Origin of the sequence: Streptomyces sp. LN549 (assembly GCF_043203805.1) — a bacterium.
Classification (GTDB): domain Bacteria; phylum Actinomycetota; class Actinomycetes; order Streptomycetales; family Streptomycetaceae; genus Streptomyces.
In genome coordinates, this window is the sequence record NZ_JAZHRI010000002.1 from 8,919,062 (window position 1) to 8,939,033 (window position 19,972).

17 protein-coding genes are annotated in these 19,972 nt (G+C 68.6%); 6 read left to right on the forward strand and 11 right to left on the reverse strand.

All coding sequences use genetic code 11. The annotated features are described in order from the left end of the window. The gene (locus SH922_RS39410; RefSeq protein WP_393063299.1) at positions 1-711 is read right to left on the reverse strand and encodes an MOSC domain-containing protein; all 711 of its coding nucleotides are present in this window, start codon (positions 709-711) and stop codon (positions 1-3) included. 336 nt (positions 712-1,047) lie between these two features. Between SH922_RS39410 and SH922_RS39415 the strand changes: the two genes are divergently transcribed. After that, positions 1,048-1,872: an IS5 family transposase gene (locus tag SH922_RS39415; protein WP_393063300.1), complete on the forward strand. Its 825-nt coding sequence runs from the start codon at positions 1,048-1,050 to the stop codon at positions 1,870-1,872. A gap of 200 nt (positions 1,873-2,072) precedes the next feature. Here the strand turns inward: SH922_RS39415 and SH922_RS39420 are convergent, their stop codons facing one another. Together SH922_RS39420 and SH922_RS39425 are read right to left on the reverse strand one after the other, a co-directional pair. Then, positions 2,073-2,684: a sugar O-acetyltransferase gene (locus tag SH922_RS39420; RefSeq protein WP_393063301.1), complete on the reverse strand. Its 612-nt coding sequence runs from the start codon at positions 2,682-2,684 to the stop codon at positions 2,073-2,075. Positions 2,685-2,818: 134 nt separating this feature from the next. Next, positions 2,819-3,256, reverse strand: coding sequence for a glutaredoxin domain-containing protein (locus SH922_RS39425; protein WP_393063817.1), 438 nt, complete (start codon positions 3,254-3,256; stop codon positions 2,819-2,821). 539 nt (positions 3,257-3,795) lie between these two features. Here SH922_RS39425 and SH922_RS39430 point away from each other — a divergent pair. From SH922_RS39430 to SH922_RS39440, 3 genes are all read left to right on the forward strand, one after another. Further along, positions 3,796-5,166, forward strand: coding sequence for a DEAD/DEAH box helicase (locus tag SH922_RS39430; RefSeq protein ID WP_393063302.1), 1,371 nt, complete (start codon positions 3,796-3,798; stop codon positions 5,164-5,166). Between the two features lie 137 nt (positions 5,167-5,303). Continuing rightward, the gene (locus SH922_RS39435; protein WP_393063818.1) at positions 5,304-5,594 is read left to right on the forward strand and encodes an SUMF1/EgtB/PvdO family nonheme iron enzyme; all 291 of its coding nucleotides are present in this window, start codon (positions 5,304-5,306) and stop codon (positions 5,592-5,594) included. Then, complete coding sequence (locus SH922_RS39440) at positions 5,581-5,679, forward strand: SUMF1/EgtB/PvdO family nonheme iron enzyme (protein ID WP_393063303.1); 99 nt, start codon at positions 5,581-5,583, stop codon at positions 5,677-5,679. The genes SH922_RS39435 and SH922_RS39440 overlap by 14 nt, the downstream gene beginning before the upstream one ends. A gap of 197 nt (positions 5,680-5,876) precedes the next feature. On the opposite strand, the gene SH922_RS39445 is transcribed toward SH922_RS39440, so the two are convergent. The 8 genes from SH922_RS39445 to SH922_RS39480 form a co-directional block, all read right to left on the reverse strand. Beyond that, the gene (locus tag SH922_RS39445; protein ID WP_393063304.1) at positions 5,877-6,461 is read right to left on the reverse strand and encodes a hypothetical protein; all 585 of its coding nucleotides are present in this window, start codon (positions 6,459-6,461) and stop codon (positions 5,877-5,879) included. A gap of 202 nt (positions 6,462-6,663) precedes the next feature. Continuing rightward, entirely contained in the window at positions 6,664-7,701 is a 1,038-nt protein-coding gene (locus SH922_RS39450; RefSeq protein WP_393063305.1) for an ABC transporter permease, read from the reverse strand. Next, complete coding sequence (locus SH922_RS39455; RefSeq protein WP_393063306.1) at positions 7,698-9,284, reverse strand: sugar ABC transporter ATP-binding protein; 1,587 nt, start codon at positions 9,282-9,284, stop codon at positions 7,698-7,700. Before SH922_RS39455 ends, SH922_RS39450 begins: the two co-directional genes overlap by 4 nt. 93 nt (positions 9,285-9,377) lie before the next feature. After that, entirely contained in the window at positions 9,378-10,418 is a 1,041-nt protein-coding gene (locus tag SH922_RS39460; protein WP_393063307.1) for a substrate-binding domain-containing protein, read from the reverse strand. A 330-nt stretch (positions 10,419-10,748) separates the two neighbouring features. Beyond that, positions 10,749-12,080 (reverse strand): ABC transporter substrate-binding protein, encoded by a 1,332-nt coding sequence (locus SH922_RS39465; protein WP_393063308.1) that lies wholly within the window; start codon positions 12,078-12,080, stop codon positions 10,749-10,751. Between the two features lie 71 nt (positions 12,081-12,151). Then, entirely contained in the window at positions 12,152-13,141 is a 990-nt protein-coding gene (locus tag SH922_RS39470; RefSeq protein WP_393063309.1) for a carbohydrate ABC transporter permease, read from the reverse strand. Positions 13,142-13,144: 3 nt separating this feature from the next. Further along, positions 13,145-14,071 carry a carbohydrate ABC transporter permease gene (locus SH922_RS39475; RefSeq protein WP_393063310.1) on the reverse strand — a complete coding sequence of 309 codons (927 nt, stop codon included), beginning with the start codon at positions 14,069-14,071 and terminating at the stop codon, positions 13,145-13,147. Positions 14,072-14,486: 415 nt separating this feature from the next. Then, entirely contained in the window at positions 14,487-15,470 is a 984-nt protein-coding gene (locus SH922_RS39480; protein ID WP_393063311.1) for a LacI family DNA-binding transcriptional regulator, read from the reverse strand. 389 nt (positions 15,471-15,859) lie between these two features. Here SH922_RS39480 and SH922_RS39485 point away from each other — a divergent pair, with 389 nt between their 5' ends. Both SH922_RS39485 and SH922_RS39490 read left to right on the forward strand, forming a co-directional pair. After that, positions 15,860-17,305, forward strand: a complete 1,446-nt coding sequence (locus SH922_RS39485; protein ID WP_393063312.1) for an RICIN domain-containing protein — start codon at positions 15,860-15,862, stop codon at positions 17,303-17,305. Positions 17,306-17,517: 212 nt separating this feature from the next. Further along, positions 17,518-19,965: an RICIN domain-containing protein gene (locus SH922_RS39490; protein WP_393063313.1), complete on the forward strand. Its 2,448-nt coding sequence runs from the start codon at positions 17,518-17,520 to the stop codon at positions 19,963-19,965. The last annotated feature ends 7 nt before the right edge of the window (positions 19,966-19,972 follow it).

A 19,972-nucleotide genomic window follows, 5' to 3' on the forward strand; every position in this document is an offset into this window, starting at 1 on the left:
CTAGAGAAGAACGACGGCGTCCCCGACCTGCAACGGCCCGGGGATCATGATGATCGCCAGGGCGTCCAGGCGCGCCTCGTGCGCATCGGCGATGGCTCGCAATACCAGCGGCGAACGAGGCAGATCTTGCTGGGCCTCGTTGGTCATCACGCATCGCTCGCTGGATCGCAGGAACTCGACGCACAGGGCGTCACCGATCCACGCCTTGCTCCCGAACCACCTGTCCTCGACGAAGGGAGGGGTGCCGGGCGGAGTGCGAACCAGAAGATTCGGCCGGAAGCGCCGCTCATCGACGGGAACTCCGGGAACTGCCGAGCGCACCCAATCGAGGGTGGCAGTGGTCAAGACACTCAGCGGGAGTTGGTCGAAGTGCGAGACAGTTCCCTCACGCGCTACTTCGACGTCGTCGCGGCCGAGGTAGCCACGAAGATACGCCGTGGGGTCCGGGACAGCGACACCTCGTGGGTCCAACAGCTCTGGCTGGTCCATGCCGTTGGCGTAGCGGGAATGCAGATGCAGTAGGCCGGGCATCCTGCGGAAGCGGCGGGTGTTCTTCCCCGAGCCGAACTTACCCTCGGCATCACGCACCGCGAAGAGACGGTCCCCGAGCAGTCCCCTCGTGTCAACGCCCACCTGCTGCAGCAACTCACCGCCGGTTGATTTGATCGGATACCGCCAGATCCGTTCGATCATGCCCACGACGTCCGTCATCCGCTGAACGGTACAGGAGCCCAGTCGCACCCACTTTCGAAACAGGCCCTAGTGATCAAGCCAGTTGAGATGACCTCTAAGTGAGCGTTTGGTTCGCATATCAGGTGTTTGGCTGCGGTTCTAAGCGGTCAAGCGTGGTCGCCTGAGCGGTGATTTGCCCGGGAAGTAGCTTATGCGGCAATCCGTGAACCAGTAATGCGCCGGGTTTCCGATGAGAGATCCCGTCTCATTCAGAAGCAACCTGGTTCATGCGGGTCTGCGAACCCGCGCCCCGGTGCCCCGGATGCCTCGGCACACGCCCTGCCCAGGTTGGCTGCAGCCACGTACCCAGGCATCATGCAGCCCTCGCAGTCCTACCCCAGCGACCTGTCCGACGCCCGCTGGGAACTCATCCGCCCCACCCTGGAAGCCTGGCGCCAAGCCCGCGCCGGCATCCGCAAGCCCACCCACGACCTACGCACCCTGATGAACGCCATCCTCTACGTCGACCGCACCGGCATACCCTGGCGCTACCTCCCCCACGACTTCCCACCCCACCAGACCGTCTACGGCTACTTCGCCCACTGGGAAGCCGACGGCATCTTCGACCAGCTCACCAACATCCTCCGCGGCAAAGTCCGCAAGGCCGAAGGCCGCGCGAGCCAGCCCAGCGCCTGCCTGATCGACAGCCAGAGCATCAAGATCTCCGCCACCGTCCCCCTGACCAGCCAAGGCATCGACCCGGCCAAGAAGATCATCGGACGCAAACGGCACATCGTCACCGACACCCTCGGCCTCCTCCTGGCCGTCGCCGTCACCGCCGCGAGCGTCCACGACTCCGCGGCCGGCACCCAGCTCATGACCAACGTCGCCGCACTCCACCCGACGATCAGCAAGGCCTGGGCCGACAACGGCTACAAGACCAAAGCCGTCGAACACGCAGCCCGACTCGGCATCGACCTCGAGATCGTCCAACGCGACCCCACCACCCGAGGCTTCCACGTCCAGCCACGCCGATGGGTCATCGAACGCACCCTCGGCTGGCTCATGCACCACCGCCGCCTGGCCCGCGACTACGAAACCCACCCCCACCGATCAGCCGCCATGATCCAACTGGCCGCCATCAACCTCATGACCCGCCGCCTCACCCACGAGACCACCCTCAACTGGCGCGGCACCTAGACCAAATGAAACAGACACCGGAGAACAAAACGCCCACTAAGGGCTGGCTCGCAAGTCCTGAGGGCGCACGACGACAGCTATGGCACCTCGCCGTGGTGTCGGAACGCCCGAATACATCCAGTATTCGGGCGTCCCTCCGCCTTGCGATGCACCGCATCTGACGCCGCGCGCTGATCCATCAAAAATTGAGGGACAGCCCTTCAGTGTCCGGCCTGCCCGGCAGTGCGAGTCGTAAGGTCCTCGTCCGTGATGTGGCGGACCACCCGGCAAGGCGTGCCGAATGCCACGGTCATCGGGGGAATGCTGCGGCTGACGACGCTGCCTGCGCCGATGACCGATCCGTATCCGATACGGACGCCGGGCAGGACGACCACGTTGCTGCCGATCCACACCTTGTCCTCGATCACGATCGGCTCGGAGTAGCGTCCGAAGTCAGCCCGGCGCGCAGGATGCACCGGATGCCCCGTCGTGGTCAGCGTCACGCTGGGAGCGATCATGACCCCGTTACCTATGCGGATGTCCACGTCATCGACGAACGTCAGGTTCACGTTCCCGAAGAAGTCGTCGCCTATATGGACGTTACTGCCGAACCCGGCGTGGAACGGTGGCAACAGCACCGTGCGTTCACCGAGCGAGCCGAAGATCGCAACGAGAAGGGACTCACGCCTCTTCGCTTCGCTCGGCGGCGTCTGGTTGTACTCGAAAATCTCCTCTGTGCGCCGCCGAGAGTTCTGAAACGCCGCTTCCGACTCGGTGTAGACGAGCCCCTTGGCGATCCGGGCGAGCACTTCTTCGTCGCGTGCATCCGTCACAGCGGGACACTCCCTTGTCCGATTTGTCGGGCACCGGATTGACGCGCCCCTGATCGACTGCGCCCAGAGCCTATGCGTAGTAAGCGGCCACCGGCAGGGGCTGGTTGGTCTGGTGACGCGGCATCGCTTCCCGGTCAGACGGATGGGGGAATTTGCTCGCGCACCCACGCAGGGTCCGGGTTGACATGGGGCCGGCCCGCCACGACGACAGTCGGCACGGTCTCATTGCCGTCATTGGCTGCCCTCACCACTGCCGCTCCATCCGGGTCACGCCAGATGTTGACCCAGTGCATCCGGCGGGCGCTCCGGCCCAGCCGTATGCGCAGTCGCAGGCAGTACATGCAGCCCGACCGCCAGAAGACGACCGGCCGACCGTCGACCGCGCTGCGGCGTTGTGCCTCCAGCGCACCGACCGACCTCGGGAAGATCAGCGGCGAGTTCACGCCCGCGACCAGAGCGAACACCAGTAGCATTCCCGCGGCCTCACCTGAACTTCCCCGGAGGATCATCCCGGTTGCAACGGCTGAGCCACTGAGCACAAGCAGTATCGGCAGTATCCACGCGCGCATCATGATGACGCAGGCTATCGGCGATTCGGAACACTCCTTGCCCCCGGGCTCGGCCATGCGATTGCCGCGCACCCGGTCGCCGCCCTCACCGCCCCCGGTGGTGACGCGCGAGGGTGGCTGGGGCACATGGCCGGCGCACCTCACTCACGAAGCCGTGAGCGCCCGGGCGATGTCGGGCAGGCGGTTATCGGGGACGGATGCGGCGCACCGCCGTCGCGTCAGCTGTGGGCGGACTTGCGCTGGAGGGCCTCGCCCGCGCGCGCAGCTTGTTCTGCCGCCGGTGACTCTCCTTGCGGCGCTGTGCGCGTTCGCGAGCGGCCGGGCTGCGCAGTTCGGTGTGGTCGGGCGCCCGCGGGCGCTCGTCATCCCGAGCGCGATAGGTCACGTGCGTAACCGAGCTTGCTGCTCCGGCGTGGCGACGGGACCGGAACGTGCCGGGGCGCCACTGGTAAAATGGCGGAACGCTTCGAAACAGCCGGGGCCCGTACCGAGGGGTACGGGCCCCGGTGCGTTTCGGGCGCCAGACCGAGGAAGGTTCCCCCATGAACGCGAAGCCGCCTGCCCCGAACGGCGAACTCACAACGCCGAAGACGGCTGCCCCTGGGCTGCCGCCGGCCGAGTCCTTCGACGCACTCGGGCTGCCGTCGGAACTGACGGCGACGATGACCGGGCTGGGCGTGACGGAGCCCTTCCCGATCCAGGCAGCGACCCTGCCCAACGCGTTGGCCGGCCGTGATGTTCTCGGCCGCGCGCGGACCGGCTCCGGCAAGACGCTTGCCTTCGGGCTTGCGCTGCTGGCGCGGACGGCGGGCAGGCGAGCGGAGTCGAAGCGGCCGCTCGCACTGGTCCTGGTGCCGACCCGGGAGCTCGCACAGCAGGTGAGCGACGCGCTGGCGCCGTACGCGCAGGCGCTGAACGTGCGGCTGGCGACGGTGGTCGGCGGGCTGGCGATCAACCGGCAGGCGGCGCTGCTGCGGACCGGCGCCGAAGTGGTCGTCGCTACGCCGGGGCGGCTCGCCGACCTCGTATCGCGTCGGTCCTGTGATCTGCAGGAGGTGCGGATCACGGTGCTGGATGAGGCGGACCAGATGTGCGACCTGGGGTTCCTGCCGCAGGTCTCGGAAATCCTGGACCAGGTCCGCCCCGACGGACAGCGGCTGCTGTTCTCGGCCACGCTCGACCGCAATGTCGACCAGTTGGTGCGGAACTATCTGCACGAGCCGGTAGTGGCCTCGCTCGACCGTGTGGCGGGCTCGGTCACCACGATGGAACACCATGTGCTGAACGTCCACCCCGCCGACAAGTACGCGACCGCGACCGAGATCGCCGCGCGGGACGGCCGGGTCCTGATGTTCCTCGACACCAAGGCCGGCGTGGACCAGTTCACCCGGCACCTGCGGGCCAGCGGCGTACGGGCCGGCGCCCTGCACAGCGGGAAGTCACAGCCCCAGCGCACCCACACGCTCGGGCAGTTCAAGGACGGCGAGATCACCGTGCTGGTGGCCACCAACGTCGCGGCGCGAGGCATTCACATCGAGGCGCTCGACCTCGTCGTCAACGTCGACCCGCCGGCCGACGCGAAGGACTACCTGCACCGTGGCGGGCGTACGGCTCGCGCCGGGGAATCCGGGAACGTGGTCACCCTGGTCACCCCGAACCAGCGGCGGGACGTCAACCGGATCATGACCGAGGCCCGGATCCGGCCGACTGTCACCCAGGTGCGCTCCGGCGAGGAGAAGCTGACCGCCATCACCGGGGCGAAGCGCCCGCCGATCGAAGGGAAGGGCAGCGGCAACGTCCCGTTCCGTGGCATGGGCACGCGTCCGGGCCGCCCCAAGGAGTCCCGGAAGACGGCCGACGCCCGCAAGACAGCGGAAGCACGCGCGGCGGCCAGGGTGCGCAAGGGCCGCTGACCCGGACGACTTGCCTGAGGTGAGGGACGGCCCGTCGGACCGGACCGCGATGGTGCGCCTGACCGGCGGCACATTCCTGATGGGAACCGACGCGGCGACGGATAGCCCGCCGACGGGGCAGGGCCCGTCGGCGGGCTATCCGGCTCGATCCCTTCTGGCTCGACGTCGCCACGGTGACGAATGCGGCCTTCGCCGCGCTCGTCGAGGCCACGGCACGGGGGACGGTGGCCGAGCGGCTGGGCACGTCGTCCGTCTTCGGCGGCCTGCTAGGCGCGAGGCTCCGATCCGCTCCCGCCGTGTCCGCGACGCCCTGGTGGCGAGATGCCCCCGGCACCCACCGGCGCAACCCGGAAGGCCCCGGATCGGACATCGCCGACCGGATGAACCACTCGGTGGTGCACGTCACCTGGCGCGATGGCCGTGCCTGAGCGAAGTGGGCGGGAAGAGCTGCCGACCGAGGCCGAGTGGGAGTACGCGGCGCGTGGCGGCCCGGTCCGGGCCGCGTATCCCTGAGGCAACGAGCGAGAACCCGCGGGCGCGCACCGGATGAACGTGTGGCAGGGCGAGTTCCCCACCTGCGCGTCCGGACGGAATATGCAGCGCACCGGTGTGACGCGGGTTCCGCAGTCGCAGCCCCCGAGGTCCGGTCTCCCCTGGAAGCGTGCGGGACGCCACGCCACTCCACCCTCGAAGGGCTGTACGCCGCCGGCTCAGGCCTCTGAACGATCGCTGGATGCGCCCGCCGGATCCTCCGCCATGAACTCCGCCACCAGCGCGGCCGGATTGGCGGCCGAGGTCAGCTCGAACATCGCGTCCGGTTCGAACATGTCGTAGAGAACGACCGGCACCGGCCTTCCCAACGCCTCCACGATCCGGCCGCTCCCGTGGAGCCGGCGAGCCGCCGCGACACAGACCTCGTAGAACCACTCGACCAGCAGCTCGTCCCGCCCGTCCGGCTCCTCGTCGTCCGCGTACCGGAGCCCCCGGGACTCCGCCTCCCGCCGGTGCGCCTCCGCGCCCTCCGGGTCACGCCCGACGGCCCGCACCCCTTCGAGCCCCGTTTCGGGGAAGTACGCGTAACTCCAGCGCGTCTCCCAGTCGTCCGACGCCGTCCGCGCCTGTTGTGCCGACCTCGCGGCGTCGGCCTCGGTCGTGTAGCCGACCGCCACGTACGGAAACCGCGGATCCTGGTCGATACTGTCGATCCGGAACGTCACGGCGTAGATGCCGACGTCCGCCGGAAACCCGCCGACCACCTCATCGGTAACCCGTTCCACGTAGTGCGCGAATGACATGTGCCCCTCCTGGATCAGGCCACAGGATGCCAGGCGGGGCCCTTTCCCGCAGCGCCCGCGCGAACAGCCGGCGGTCAAAGAGGCCTGCATCGAGCCTGCAGGCCCGCATGTACGGGGAAGTCCTCTGTCCGCCCCACGGACCGCACGCGGTTCCGTGGGGCGGACGTCGTCCCGCCCGGGCGGGCGCGGGGACGGGGAGCGGTCAGTGAGGCAGCCCGACAGCCCTCTCGCCGCTGCGCCGCTGCTGGATGACGACGGCGATGACGAGCAGCGCGCCCTGGGCGACGTTCTGCCAGAAGGTGTTGATGCCCTGGACGGTGAGGCCGTTCTCCAGGCAGCCGAGCAGCGCCACGGCGAGCAGGGTGCCGCCGATCCCTCCCTTGCCCCCCTTGAGAGCGGCGCCGCCCAGGGCGGCCGCGGTGATCGCCTTGAGTTCGAGGCCCTCGCTGCCGGACACGGGCTGGCCCGAGCCGGTGCGGGCGGTCAGCAGAATGCCCGCGATGGCGGCGACCACGCCGATGAGGACGTAGACGCAGATCAGGTACTTGTTGATGTTGATGCCGGCGAGGCGGGCGGCGGTGTCGTTGCCGCCGATGGCGTACAGATTGCGCCCGATGTCGGTGTACTTCAGCAGCAGGTGGACGGTGACGGCCACCACGATCAGGATCCAGACCATGACCGGCAGACCGGCTATCTTGCCGCGCCCGAGAAAGATGAAGACATCGTTGTTGAGGACGTAGCCCTGGGCCCGCCCGTCGGACAGGAGCTGGGCGAGTCCCTTGTAGGCGGCGAGGCCGGCCAGGGTGGCGATGGTGGGGTTGACCCGGCCGTAGACGATCACGAGGCCGTTCAACGCGCCGACCAGGATGCCGACGCCGACGGCCGCGGCCACGCCGAGGAAGGCGTTCGAGCCGGCTGAGGTGAACGCCATGGCGCTGACGACCGAGGCCACGCCCACCTGCGAGCCGACGGAGATGTCCAGACCGCCACAGATGATGACCACGGTCTGCACGATCGCGAGCAGCCCGGTGATGGTCGCCGCTTCGGCGATGACCTGCATGTTCGACAGGCTCAGATAGTTGTCGTTCAGGACACCGAACAGGACGAGAACGACGGCGAGCGCGCCGATCAGGCTGACGTTCTGGCCGCCCATGCCGGAAAGCAGGTTCGACCGGCGCGGGGCGGGGCTGTCGCCGGCGGATCCCTTCACGGACGGGGAGGGGGAACTGGTGAGGGTCATGAGGAGGCTCCGGGGGCGGCGCCGACGATGTCATCGGCCATGGCGAGCTGGAGAATGGATTCTTCGGTGGCTTCACCGCGGTCGAGTTCGCCCGTGATGCGGCCGTTCTGCATGACGACGACACGGTCGGCGAGGCCGAGGAGTTCGGGGAGCTCGGAGGAGATGACCAGCAACGCCACGCCTTCGGCGGCGAGATCGGCGATGATCTGGTAGATCTCGGCCTTGGCTCCAACGTCGATGCCGCGGGTCGGCTCGTCGAGGACGAGGACCTTGGGCTTTCGTGCCAGCCAACGGGCCAGGACCACCTTCTGCTGGTTGCCGCCCGAAAGTTTGCGCACCTCGTGGTCGATCGACGGGGCACGGACCCGGAGCCGGTCGGTGTACTCCTGAGCGAGGCGGCGTTCGGCCGCGCGCCGGACGAAGCGGAAGCGCCGCAGTCGGTCCAGCACCACGAGCGAGGTGTTGTCCTTGATCGACTGCTGGAGGAACAGGGCCTGGGCCTTGCGTTCCTCGGGCGCCAGTCCGAGTCCCGCGCTGATCACCTCGCCCGGCCGGCCGCTGCGCAGCGGCGCGCCGTCGAGGGTGACCGTGCCGCTGCGGACGGGCAGGTCGCCCGCGAGCGCGAGGGCGAGCTCCGAGCGGCCGGCCCCGATCAGGCCGGCGAGGCCGACGACCTCGCCGGCACGCACCTGTAGCGAGATGTCGGTGACGTCATCGGTCGTGAGGTGCTGGACGTCGAGGACCAGCCGGTCGACGGCAACGCGCCGGCGCACGAATGCGGCGGACAGGTCGCGGCCGACCATCTGGCGTACGAGCTCGCCCTCGTTCGTGGTCTGGGCGTCCTGGACGCCGACCAGGCTGCCGTCGCGCAGGACGGCTATGCGGTCGGAGAGCTGGAAGATCTCCTGCATGCGGTGCGAGACGTAGACGATGGCGATGCCCTCGTCGCGCAGCCGCCGGATGAGCGTGAACAGGGCGTCCACCTCGTGCTCCGACAGCGACGACGTCGGTTCGTCGAAGGCGATCAGCTTCGCGGTCGTGCCACCGGTCAGCGCACGCATGATCTCCACCAACTGGCGTTGGGCGGGCGTGAGCTGAGAGCCGAGCAGGGCGGGGTCGAGGACGTGGGCGAAGCCCAGCCGGTCCAGGTCGGCCTTGATGCGCCGGTTGAGTTCGGCCCGGTCCAGCACCCGCCCGCGCTTGCGGGGGAGGGCGCCGGCGTAGACGTTCTCCGCCACGGAGATGTGGGGGATGATCTCGGGCTCCTGAGGAATGATCCTGATACCGGCAGCCCGTGCGCGGGCGGGGGAGTCGAGTGCGATGCGCTCCCCGTTCACGACCACGCTCCCCTCGGTGGGCTGGTGGTCCCCGGTGAGGATCTTCAGGAGCGTGGACTTGCCGGCGCCGTTCTCACCCATCAGCGCGGTGATCTGGCCGGCGGGGAAGTCGAGCGTGATGCCGCCGAGCGCCTGCACCGTACCGAAGCGCTTGGTGATGCCCGACACGGCGACGGGGGAGGGCTGGGACGCCGCCGGGTCGCCGGGGGGTTCCGGGGCGGCGGCCGGGTGTTGCGCTGGGATCATGGGTCGGTTCACCTCGATGGCATGGTGCAGGCAAGGTCGGGGGGCGCGGTCACCGGCGGGCGGCGGTATGTCGCGGCCGCCCGCCGGGAGTACTCAGCTGCAGGTGACTCCGGCGCTCTTCCACGAGGTGTGGTCGACCATGGTGGTGGGGGCGAAGGCCTCGGCAGGGAACTTCTTGCCGTTCTTGAGCTTGTCGTACATGGTCTGGACGGCCAGGGCGCCGACGTCCTTGCCGTTGATGAAGAGGGCCGCCTTCATCCCGGTCGGCTTGTCGGACTGCCATTCCTTGCAGGCCAGGTAGGCACCGAGCCCGACACCGATAACGTTGTCCGGGCTGATGCCCGCGTTGGCGAGCGCGGTCACACCACCCATGACGTTCTCGTCGTTGCAGCCCCAGACGACCCAGTTCTTCACCTTGGAGTTCGCGGTGATCGTCGCGGCGATCTTGTCCTGGGCGCCGGTGGGCGTGTTGTCGGTGGGGACGTCGATGGTCTTCACACCGGGAACGGCGGCCTGGAACGCCTTCTTGGCTCCGGCCACCCGGTCACCGCAGACGGTGACGTCCTGCTTCCAGGCCGAGATGATGCGGGTGTCGGCGGCCTTCCAGCCGGCCTTCTCGTACTCCGCCGCGGCGCGCTTCCCGACCTCCCCGCCCATCTGGGAACCGCTGAAGCCGATCCGCGGGACGAGATCGTCCTTCCCGCATTTGGCCGGGTCGGGTCCCGTGGCGCAGATCTGGTCGTCGGACGTCAGGAGCGCGACCTTGCCGTCCTTCGTGGTCTGCACGACCTGCGGGCCGACGGCCGGGTCCGGAACGACGATGATGATCCCGCTCGTCTTCTGCGCGATCGCCGACTGCACTTCGCTGACGGTCTTGTTGGCGTCGTTGCCCAGGTTCGCCACCTTGAGGTCGATGCCGAGTTCCTTCGCCTTCGCCTTCGCGCCCGCGGCCTCTCCGATGAAGTACTCCTGGTCACCCTGCTTCTGAAGATACGTGAGCGAGATCGCGCCCTCGACCTTGCCGGCCTGGTCGTCGGTCGTGGCCTCCTTGCCCGAGGAGCACGCGGTGGTCAGGCCGAGGGCCAGGAGAAGACCGGTGGCGGCGGCCGCACGGCTGGGGGTGGAACGGAACATCGGGGGCTCCTTTGTGCTGACAGCGGCCGCCGCTGCACAGTCGCGCGGAGGCCGGTTCGAGAAAGCGAGAAAGAGGCTGCGGGCTGAGAGCGCTTTGACAGGGAACCGAATCGTCGAAATCAAACACATTCAAACGATTAACTACATAACACAACGCACCGTCTTCGACGTCAAGAGGCGTGACGTGACGAAATGCGTCTGTGATGTTCGATCGGTTATATCTGTGAACAGCCAACAAAAAGCCCTCAGTTCGCCTGACGCGCCATCGATGCCGATGGCGCGCTCAGGCGTACTGAGGGCCCAGAACAAACAGCTGGAATCGCGGCCGGACTAGTTCACGGTGAAGCCCTGGTCCTTGCCGTACTTGATGCTCGCGTCCTGCCAGGCCTTCAGCCCGTCGGAGAGCGTGGTGGAGGAGACGTATGCCTTGCCCGCGGTGTCGTTGAAGATCGAGTTCGCGTAGACCTGGTAGGGCAGGTACGACCAGTCGGCGCCGACGTTACGGGCCGACTCGGCGAACACCTGGTTGGCCTTCTGGCCGCCGAAGTAGGGGAACGGGGCGTCGAGGAACGCCTTCGACTCCAGGTCGGCGCGGGTGGCCGGGAAGGCGCCTTCGGCGACACGGGTGCTCGCCCCGGCTCCCGTTGTCGCGAACTCCGTGAATGCGTAGGCGAGTTCCTTGTTCTTGGCGGCCTTCGGTACGGCCAGCGAGCTGCCGCCGTTCTCCGCGCTCGTCTTGTCGCCCTTCGTCCACTGCGGCAACGGTGCGACCCGCCAGTCGCCGGAGGCTGCCGGGACCCCGGAGGTGAGGTTGGCCGGCATCCAGGCGCCGATGGAGAGGGTGGCCAGGGACCCGTCCGCCAGGCCCTTGTACCAGGCGTCGCTCCACGAGCTGATGGGCGCGACCAGTTCCTCGTCGAGGAGCTTCTGCCAGGTCGCGGTGTACTTCTTGGTGCCCGCGTCGTCGAAGGCGACGCTCACGTTCGTGCCGTCGGCCTTGTAGGGGCGGCCGCCGGCCTGCCAGATGAGACTGGTGGTGGCCCCGGCGTCCCCGGTGTCGTTGGTGATGAAGATCTTCGGATCCGCCTTGTGGAGGGTGCGGGCCGCGTCCACGTACTCGTCCCAGGTGGTCGGCACCTTGATGCCGTGCTTGTCGAAGACCTTCTTGTTGTAGAAGAAGGCCATGGGACCGGAGTCCATGGGCAGTGCGTAGACCGCCTTGTCCTGCGTGACCGCGTTCCACGGTCCGGGGGTGAAGGTCTTGCCGTACTTCTGCGCGCCGTAGGGGGACAGGTCCTCGACGGACTTGCCGATGGCGAACTGGCTGAGGGCGTAGTACTCGACCTGTGCGACATCGGGGGCACCCGAACCGGCGGCGATCGCGTTCTGCAGTGCCGTGTACTGCTTGTCGCCGGTGCCCGCGTTGACCAGATCGACGTCGACGTTGGGGTACTTCTTCTCGAAGTCCGCCGCCACCTTCTTGAGTGTGGGCTCCCAGGCCCACACGGTCACCTTCCCACCCTTCTCGAGCGCTGTCTTGACGTCCTTGGGGGAGCTGTCGCCGGCGTCGGAGTCCGAGTCGCCGCAGGCCGTGGCCGTCAGCGCGAGGGCGGAGGCGACGGCGAGGGCGCCGAGGAGTCTGCGGGCGGAGTGCGTTCTCATGGGATGTGCTCCTGGTCGATGATGCGGCAGGGAGGAGGGGGAGGGTGAGGGAACAGGGAGGGGAGGCGGCGTCATTCCTTGACGCTGCCCGCGGCCAGGCCGGACTGCCAGTACCGCTGGAGCAGCAGGAAGGCCGCCACGATCGGCACGATCGTCAGCAGGGAGCCGGTGATGATGAGGTCGAAGACGGCTTCGCCGCCCGCTGTCTGGGCCTGGGCGTTCCAGGCGTTGAGGCCGAGGGTCAGCGGGTACCAGTCGGGGTCCTTGATCATGATCAGCGGCAGGAAGTAGTTGTTCCACGTCGCGACCATCGAGAACAGAAGGACGGTGACGGTCCCCGGCATCAGCAGGGGCAGCGCGATCGTGAAGAAGGTGCGCAACTCGCTGGACCCGTCGATCCGCGCGGCCTCCAGGAGCCCGGCGGGGACGGCCTCGGAGGCGAAGACCCACATGAGGTAGAGCCCGAAGGGCGAGATCAGGGACGGGATGATCACCGCCCAGGGCGTGTTCGTCAGCCCCATGTTGCTGAACATCAGGAAGGTGGGGACGGCGAGAGCGGTGCCGGGGACGGCGACCGCTCCGATGACCACGGCGAACACGGCGCGCCGGCCGGGGAATTCGTACTTCGCCAGGGCGTAGCCGCCGAGAACGGCCAGGACGGTGGCGCCCCCGGCCCCGAGCGTGACGTACAGCAGTGTGTTGAGGAACCAGCGGACGAACACGCCGTCGTCGTAGGTGAGGGTGCGGGTGACGTTGTCCCAGAGGTTGAAGTCGTCGGCGAACCACAGGCCGAAGGAGTCGAAGAGTCCCCTCTGGCTCTTCGTGGCGTTGACGACGAGCCACAGCAGCGGGGCGAGTGTGTAGAGGACGACGACGCCGGTGACAAGGGTCAGCGGGATGCTGGGGCGGGGGTTGAGCGGCGTGTGCGGAGGCCGCCGGGACTTCCGTGCCGAGACACCGGGGCGGCGGCGGGCGCTGGCTGACGGCGATGTACGGGAGGAGCTGGGCCCGGGTGAGGAAGGGGAGGACCCGGTTGCGCCGGTGGTGAAGGAGGTGGTCATGGGTCAGCCCTTCCGCATGCCGCGCAGCTGGACCGCGTAGGCGATGATCGCGGTGATCACGCCCATCACGATGGCCACGGTCGCGGCGTAGTTGTGCTGCTGTCCGGCGAAGGACAGCGAGTACGTGTAGAGGTTCGGGGTGAAGTCGTTGGTGATCGCGTTGGGCGCGAGCTTCTGCAGGATGCTGGGCTCGTTGAACAGTTGGAAGCTGCCGATGATGGAGAAGATCGTGGCGATGACCAGGGCGCTGCGGATCGCGGGGAGCTTGATCGAGGAGATGATCCGCCATTCGCCGGCTCCGTCGATGGCCGCTGCCTCGTAGAGCGAGCGAGGCACTACCTTGAGGGCCGAGTAGAAGATCAGCATGTTGTAGCCGACGAACTCCCAGGTCACGATGTTGCCGATCGAGGCCAGTACGAGCGAGGGGGAGAGTGGGTCGGGCAGTGACAGGCCGAAGGTGTCGTTGATGTTGCCAACCAGCCCGAACTGCGTGCCGTAGATGAAACCCCACATGAGGCTGGCGACGACGGCCGGAACTGCGTAGGGCAGGAAGACGGCCACGCGGAAGAACGACCTTCCGTACAGCCTGCCGCTGTCTATCGCCAGGGCGACCAGCAGGGCGATGCCCAGCATGATCGGCACCTGAACGGCCAGGAAGAGACCGACGCGCTCCAGCCCTTCCCAGAACTGGGGGTCGGTCAGCGCCTGTTGGTAGTTGTCCATGCCCACGAACGACCTGCCGCCGATCATCCGGTCCCGGAAGAGGCTCAGATAGGCGGCGTATCCGATCGGCGCGAGGAAGACGAGTCCGAAGACCGCGACGAACGGGCCGGCGAATCCCCAGCCGGTCAGGCCGTACCGCCCAAGAGGGCGGCGCCGCCCCGACCGGGGTGGTCGGACTGCCTGGGCGGACGTCGACAGGAGCGTCATGGTGGTTCCTTGCGTCGTTGAGCGACCGGTCGGGAACGGAGCGGGGGAGGGGAGACCTCAGGGCCGACGGGCCGGGAGAAGGCTGGGCCGATGAGTCATGTTTACGTAATCATCGATAGCTGATGGTGGCACCACCCCGAGACGGGCGTCAAGCACGGTGCGGTAGCGAACGATGGGGATCTGGGCGACGACCCAGGGTGTGGCGGTGTCGTGGAGCGTGCCGTGCGGTGGTCGAACGCCCGGGATGCCGGCCCTCGACGAGGGGGTGCAACGCCGCATGTGAGGGGGGTATCGCGCCGCGGGTCCCGCGGCCGCTCACGGCGGCGCCGTGAGCCGGGTCAGGGCTCGCAGGCGCGACGGGGTGCGGCCCCGCCCACGGATGCGCGGGCGGGGCCGTGGCGTGACCGTACGTCGGTCAGGCGGGCGGAGGCGCGGTGCTGGCCCGGACCACGAGAGTGGGTTCGACGGCGAGGCGGTGCGGGCTGTTGGCGCGGCGCTCGATCTGTTCCAGGAGCAGGGTCACGCAATGCCGCCCCACCACGTCGAAGTCCTGGTGGACCGTGGTCAGTGGCGGCTGGAAGAACCGGGCCTCGGGGATGTCGTCGAAGCCGGCCACGCTGACCTCGTCGGGTACCTTGCGCCCGGCCTCGTGCATGGCGCGCAGCACCCCGAGCGCCATCTGGTCGTTGGCCGCGAAAACGGCCGTGACGTCGGGGATCTTCGCCAGCGTCCGGCCGGCCAGGTAACCGGACTCGGCACTCCAGTCCCCGTGCAGGGCCGGGTGCAGGGGAGCTCCGGCCGCGACGACGGTGCGCTCCCAGGTCTCGGCGCGCCGCCGGGCGGCGAAGGAGTCCCGCGGGCCGCTGACGTGGTGCACCGTGCGATGCCCCATCTCCAGCAGGTGGGCGACCACGCTCTGCGTGCCGCGGGCCTGGTCGAAGTCGACGTTGGGATAGCGGTGCCCGGTGTCGCCGTCCGCGACGACGATCGGCATGGTCGGCGGAAGGCGCAGCGACGGTGTGTCGAGCATCTGCGACTCGATCAGCACGATGCCGTCGACGGACTGGAGCATGAGGTGCCGGAAGGCCTGCTGTACGGCGGCTTCGGTCTGCGCGCGGATGCCCATGAAATTGACGGAGAAGCCGGCCTCGCGTGCCGCGTCCGCGATGGCGGCGAGCGTCCGTGCGTTGCCGTGCGCGCCGACATCGAAGCTGACCACGCCCAGCGCCCCGAACTTGCCCGTGACCAGCGCACGGGCCGCCGCGTTGGGGCGGTATCCGAGCGCCTGCATGGCGTCCAGCACCTTGGTGCGCGTCGTGGCGTCCACGTTGTCGTGGTTGTTGGCCACACGCGAGACGGTCTGGGAGGACACACCCGCCTTCGCCGCGACCTCGGCCATGGAGGGCCACTTCCGGGGTGTGCGTGAGCGGGGTGCTCTCGTCGCCTTCTCCGCCACAGCAGACCGCCTTCTCTCGAGGCCCATCGCGAGTGCGCACGTGGTGTGCTCCCGCTCCGCAATGTTGACGCAAACACGCCGCCGGGTCAAAAACCTGGTCCGTCTCTGCCTGACTCCTTGACAGTGTCCCGCAGCCCTCACACACTTCCGGACACATCGTGTTTACGAAAACATTGCGTAGACCCGGTGATCGTTACGGTCCAGATCGGCCGGCCACATCTCCCCATCGGCCGGTCCTTCAGATGCCCCCACGCTCCGGACCCCACGCGGTCCGTGGTCCTGACTGCCCGCGCGGAGCGCCCGGTCCGACGAACACCACGAGGTATCGCGACATGCGACTCAAGATCTACGGAAGGGCGGCTCTGTTCTCCGCCCTCTCCGCCCTTCTCCTCTCCTTGCTCACCTCCGTGGGCACGGCCCACGCCGCCGCGGTGACCATCACCAACGGGACGCAGTTCACAGGATCCGACAACAGTCCCGTGCACGCCCACGGCGGTGGCGTGCTCAAGGTCGGCGCGTACTACTACTGGTTCGGCGAGAACCGCAATGCCGACAACACCTTCCGGTACGTCTCCGCCTACCGCTCCACCGACCTGAAGACCTGGGAGTTCCGCAACAACGTCCTGACCGAGGCGTCGGACCCGGAACTGGACTGGGCCAACATCGAGCGCCCCAAAGTCGTCTACAACAGCTCCACCCGCCAGTTCGTGATGTGGATGCACAAGGAGAACGGCTCCGACTACGGCGAGGCGCGAGCCGCGGTCGCCGTGTCCTCCACGGTGGACGGTGACTACACCTGGCGCGGCAGCTTCCGGCCGCTGGGCCACATGTCCCGGGACATCACGACCTTCGTCGACACCGACGGCACCGGCTACATGATCTCGGCAGCCAACGAGAACGCGGACCTGCACGTGTACCGGCTGACCGCGGACTACACGGCGGTCGACTCCCAGGTCCAGAAGCTCTGGTCGGGACAGTCGCGTGAGGCCCCCGCCATGTTCAAGCGCGACGGCGTCTACTTCCTCCTCACCTCCGGCGCCACCGGCTGGTCCCCGAACCAGCAGAAGTACGCCACCGCCACCAGCATCACCGGCTCGTGGAGCGACCTGAAGGACGTGGGCGACTCCACGGCCTTCCGGAGCCAGACCGCGTACGTCCTGCCCGTCCAGGGCACCAAGGGCACCGGGTACCTCTACATGGGGGACCGCTGGGGCAACTCCATGGGCGGCACGGTCTCCGACTCCCAGTACGTCTGGCTGCCGCTGACGTTCCCCAGCAGCACCAGCATGACCATGGACTACTCCCCGCAGGTCACCGTCGACACCGCCGCCGGGACCGTGGCCGGTATGAACGTCGCCTGGGAGACACTGACCGCCCACCAGAGCGGCAAGTGCGCCGACGTGTCGAACTACGACTCGGCGGACGGCGCCCAGCTGATTCAGTGGGGGTGCGGCGCAGGCGTCAACCAGGACTTCTGGATCAAGAACCTGGGAACCGGCTACGTCCAGATCATGGCCCGGCACAGCGGAAAGTGTCTCGACATCGCTGGTGCGTCGACCGCGGACGGGGCGTGGGCGGTGCAGAACACCTGCAACGGTTCCGCCTCCCAGCAGTGGAAGGCGCGGACGACGGACGTGGCAGGCTCCATCGAACTCGTCGCCCGGCACAGTGGAAAGTGCCTGGACGTCATGAACCAGTCCAGGTCCGACGGCACCGCGCTTGACCAGTGGACCTGCAACTCGGGCGACAACCAGAAGTGGGAGCGCGCGGCGGCCTGACCGCCCGTGCCCGCAGCGCCGCCGGCCGCAGCGCCGTCCGCCTGTGGGACCGGCGGTGAACGGCCACCGCACCGGACCGCCCGTGCCACACCCGGGCCTCCTGGCCACCGGCCGCCCGGAAGGTCCGGGAGGCCCGGGTGACACGCGCCGGGTCCCGGCGGCCCTGCCCCTTCCCCCCACCGCTCAGCCATCGAGCCCTCAAGGAGCACTTCGTGTTTCCCACCCGCACCCGGCCGGAGGCCTCAAGGCCTCGGTTCGGTTCCTCCCGCACGCCCGGAAGGGCTACCGCCGCTCTGGGCGCCGCCACGGCCCTCGCGGTGACCGCGCTCACGGCCGTCGGGCCCGTCCCCGCCCCGGCGATCGCAGCGGAGCCTCCGGCCGCGGCGCTCACGATCCGCCTCGACCCCAGCTACCAGCACCCGTCCTTCCAGGGCTGGGGCACCGCGCTGGCCTGGTTCGCCCATGTCACCGGCGGATGGCCCGACGCCCAGCGCAACCGCCTGGCGGACGATCTCTACGGCGCGGACGGTCTCGGCTTCACCATCGCCCGCTACAACATCGGTGGTGGCGACGGCCCCGAGACCACCCCCTACATGAGGCCCGGCGCAGACGTCCCCGGCTACTGGAACCGGCCCGGACCGGAGGCCCCCGACTGGTGGGACCCGGCCCGGCCCGACCACTGGAACGCCTCCGCCGACGCGAACCAGCAGTGGTGGCTCTCGGCCGCCAAAGCGCGCGGCGCCACCACCTTCGAGGCGTTCTCCAACTCCGCCCCGTACTTCATGACCAACAGCGGACTGACCTCGGGCGCGGCCAACGGCTTGGAGGACAACCTCCGCTCGGACCAGTACGACCGCTTCGCCGGCTACCTGACCGGCTCGCTCCAGCGGGCCCAGTCCGCCACCGGCGTCACCTTCGACTCCATCTCACCGGTCAACGAGCCCGACACCGACTACTGGCACGCCGGCGGCCGCCAGGAGGGTTCGCACTGGGACCCGGCCTCCCAGGCCCGCATGATCACCACCCTGCGCGCCGCGCTCGACGCCAAGGGAGTCACGACTCCGATCGCCTCCATGGACGAGACGAACCCGGAGAAGTTCCGGTCGGACTGGGAGGCGTACGCCCCCGCCGTCCGCGACACGGTGGACCGCCTCAACACGCACACGTACGGGACGAACGGCCGCACCGGGGCGCGGGACATCGCCAAAGGTGAGGCCACACCGCTGTGGATGTCCGAGGTGGACGTCGGCGGCAGTGTCCCGCAGAGCTTCACGTCCATGAGTCCCGCACTCGACCTCGCCCAGCGCATCAACGACGACGTGCGTGAGCTGGAGCCGCGCGCCTGGGTCCTGTGGCAGGCGGTCGAGGACTACGAGAACATGACGCCCGCCCACGAGAACTCCAACTGGGGACTGATCCAGACGGACTTCACCCCCGACGACGCGGCGACCGAGCCGCTGCGCAAGAACAAGAAGTACTGGGCCATGGCGAACTACAGCCGCTTCGTCCGCCCCGGCGCACGCATCATGAACACCGACGACCCGCAGACCCTGGCCGCCGTCCGGCCGGACGGCGGCGTGGTCGTCGTCCACACCAACAACACCGGCGAGGAGCGCGAAGTCACCCTCGACCTGGACGGCTTCAGGACCGCCGCCGACGGATCCGTCGAGCGCTGGACGACCGACGCCACGAAGAACCTGCAGCGCGACGCGGATGCGGCCGTGGCCGGCCGCACGCTCAAGGCCGTCGTCGGCCCCGGCTCCGTCACCACGTTCGTCCTCCCGACAGTCAGCGGCGTGAACACGGCGGCTACCACCGCCCCCACCGGCGCGCCGCGCCGGCTGCTCAACGACAACAGCGGCAAGGCCCTCGCCACCGTGGGCGGCGCGAGCACCGTCGTCCAGCGCACCTCCGCCCCGGCCGACAGCGCACAGCAGTGGACCTTCACCAAGCTGTCCGCCACCGACTGGGGCAACACCGCCGCCTACCGCCTCACCAACGTCGGGACGGGCAAGGCGCTCTCCGTGTCAGGTGGTGCCCTGACCGTCGCGTCGCCCGGCTCGTCCCCGGCGCAGCAATGGATCCGTTCCACCACGGGCGATGGCCACAGCACCCTGATCAACAGCGCCACCGGACAACTGCTGGACGTCACGAACGCCTCGACCACCGACGGGGCGCCCGTCGGCGTCCATCAGCCCACGACCGGCAGCAACCAGTCCTGGTCCCTGACCGGCGCGGCGCCGGACGTCTGGGGCCCGCTCTCCTTCCGGCACAGTTCCCAGTGTCTCGATGTGAGCGGCGCGGCGGCCGGCGACGGCGCGGCCGTCGTCCAGTACGGCTGCAACACCGGCACGAACCAGCAGTGGTCGCTGCGTTCCACCGGAGGCGGCTATGTGAACGTCGTCGTCCGCCACAGCGGCAAGTGCCTCGACGTGAGCGACCAGTCCACATCCGACGGCGCGGCCGTCGTCCAGTACGCCTGCAACGGCGGCCGGAACCAGGAGTGGGCGGTTCGCACGACGGGTGACGGGGACCTCACGCTCACGGCCAGGCACAGTGCCAAGTGCCTGGGCGTGAACGGAAGTTCAACGGCAGCCGGAGCTTCGGTCGTTCAGTGGACCTGCGACGGCGGAGCGAGCCAGCGGCTACGGCAGGGCTGACACGAGA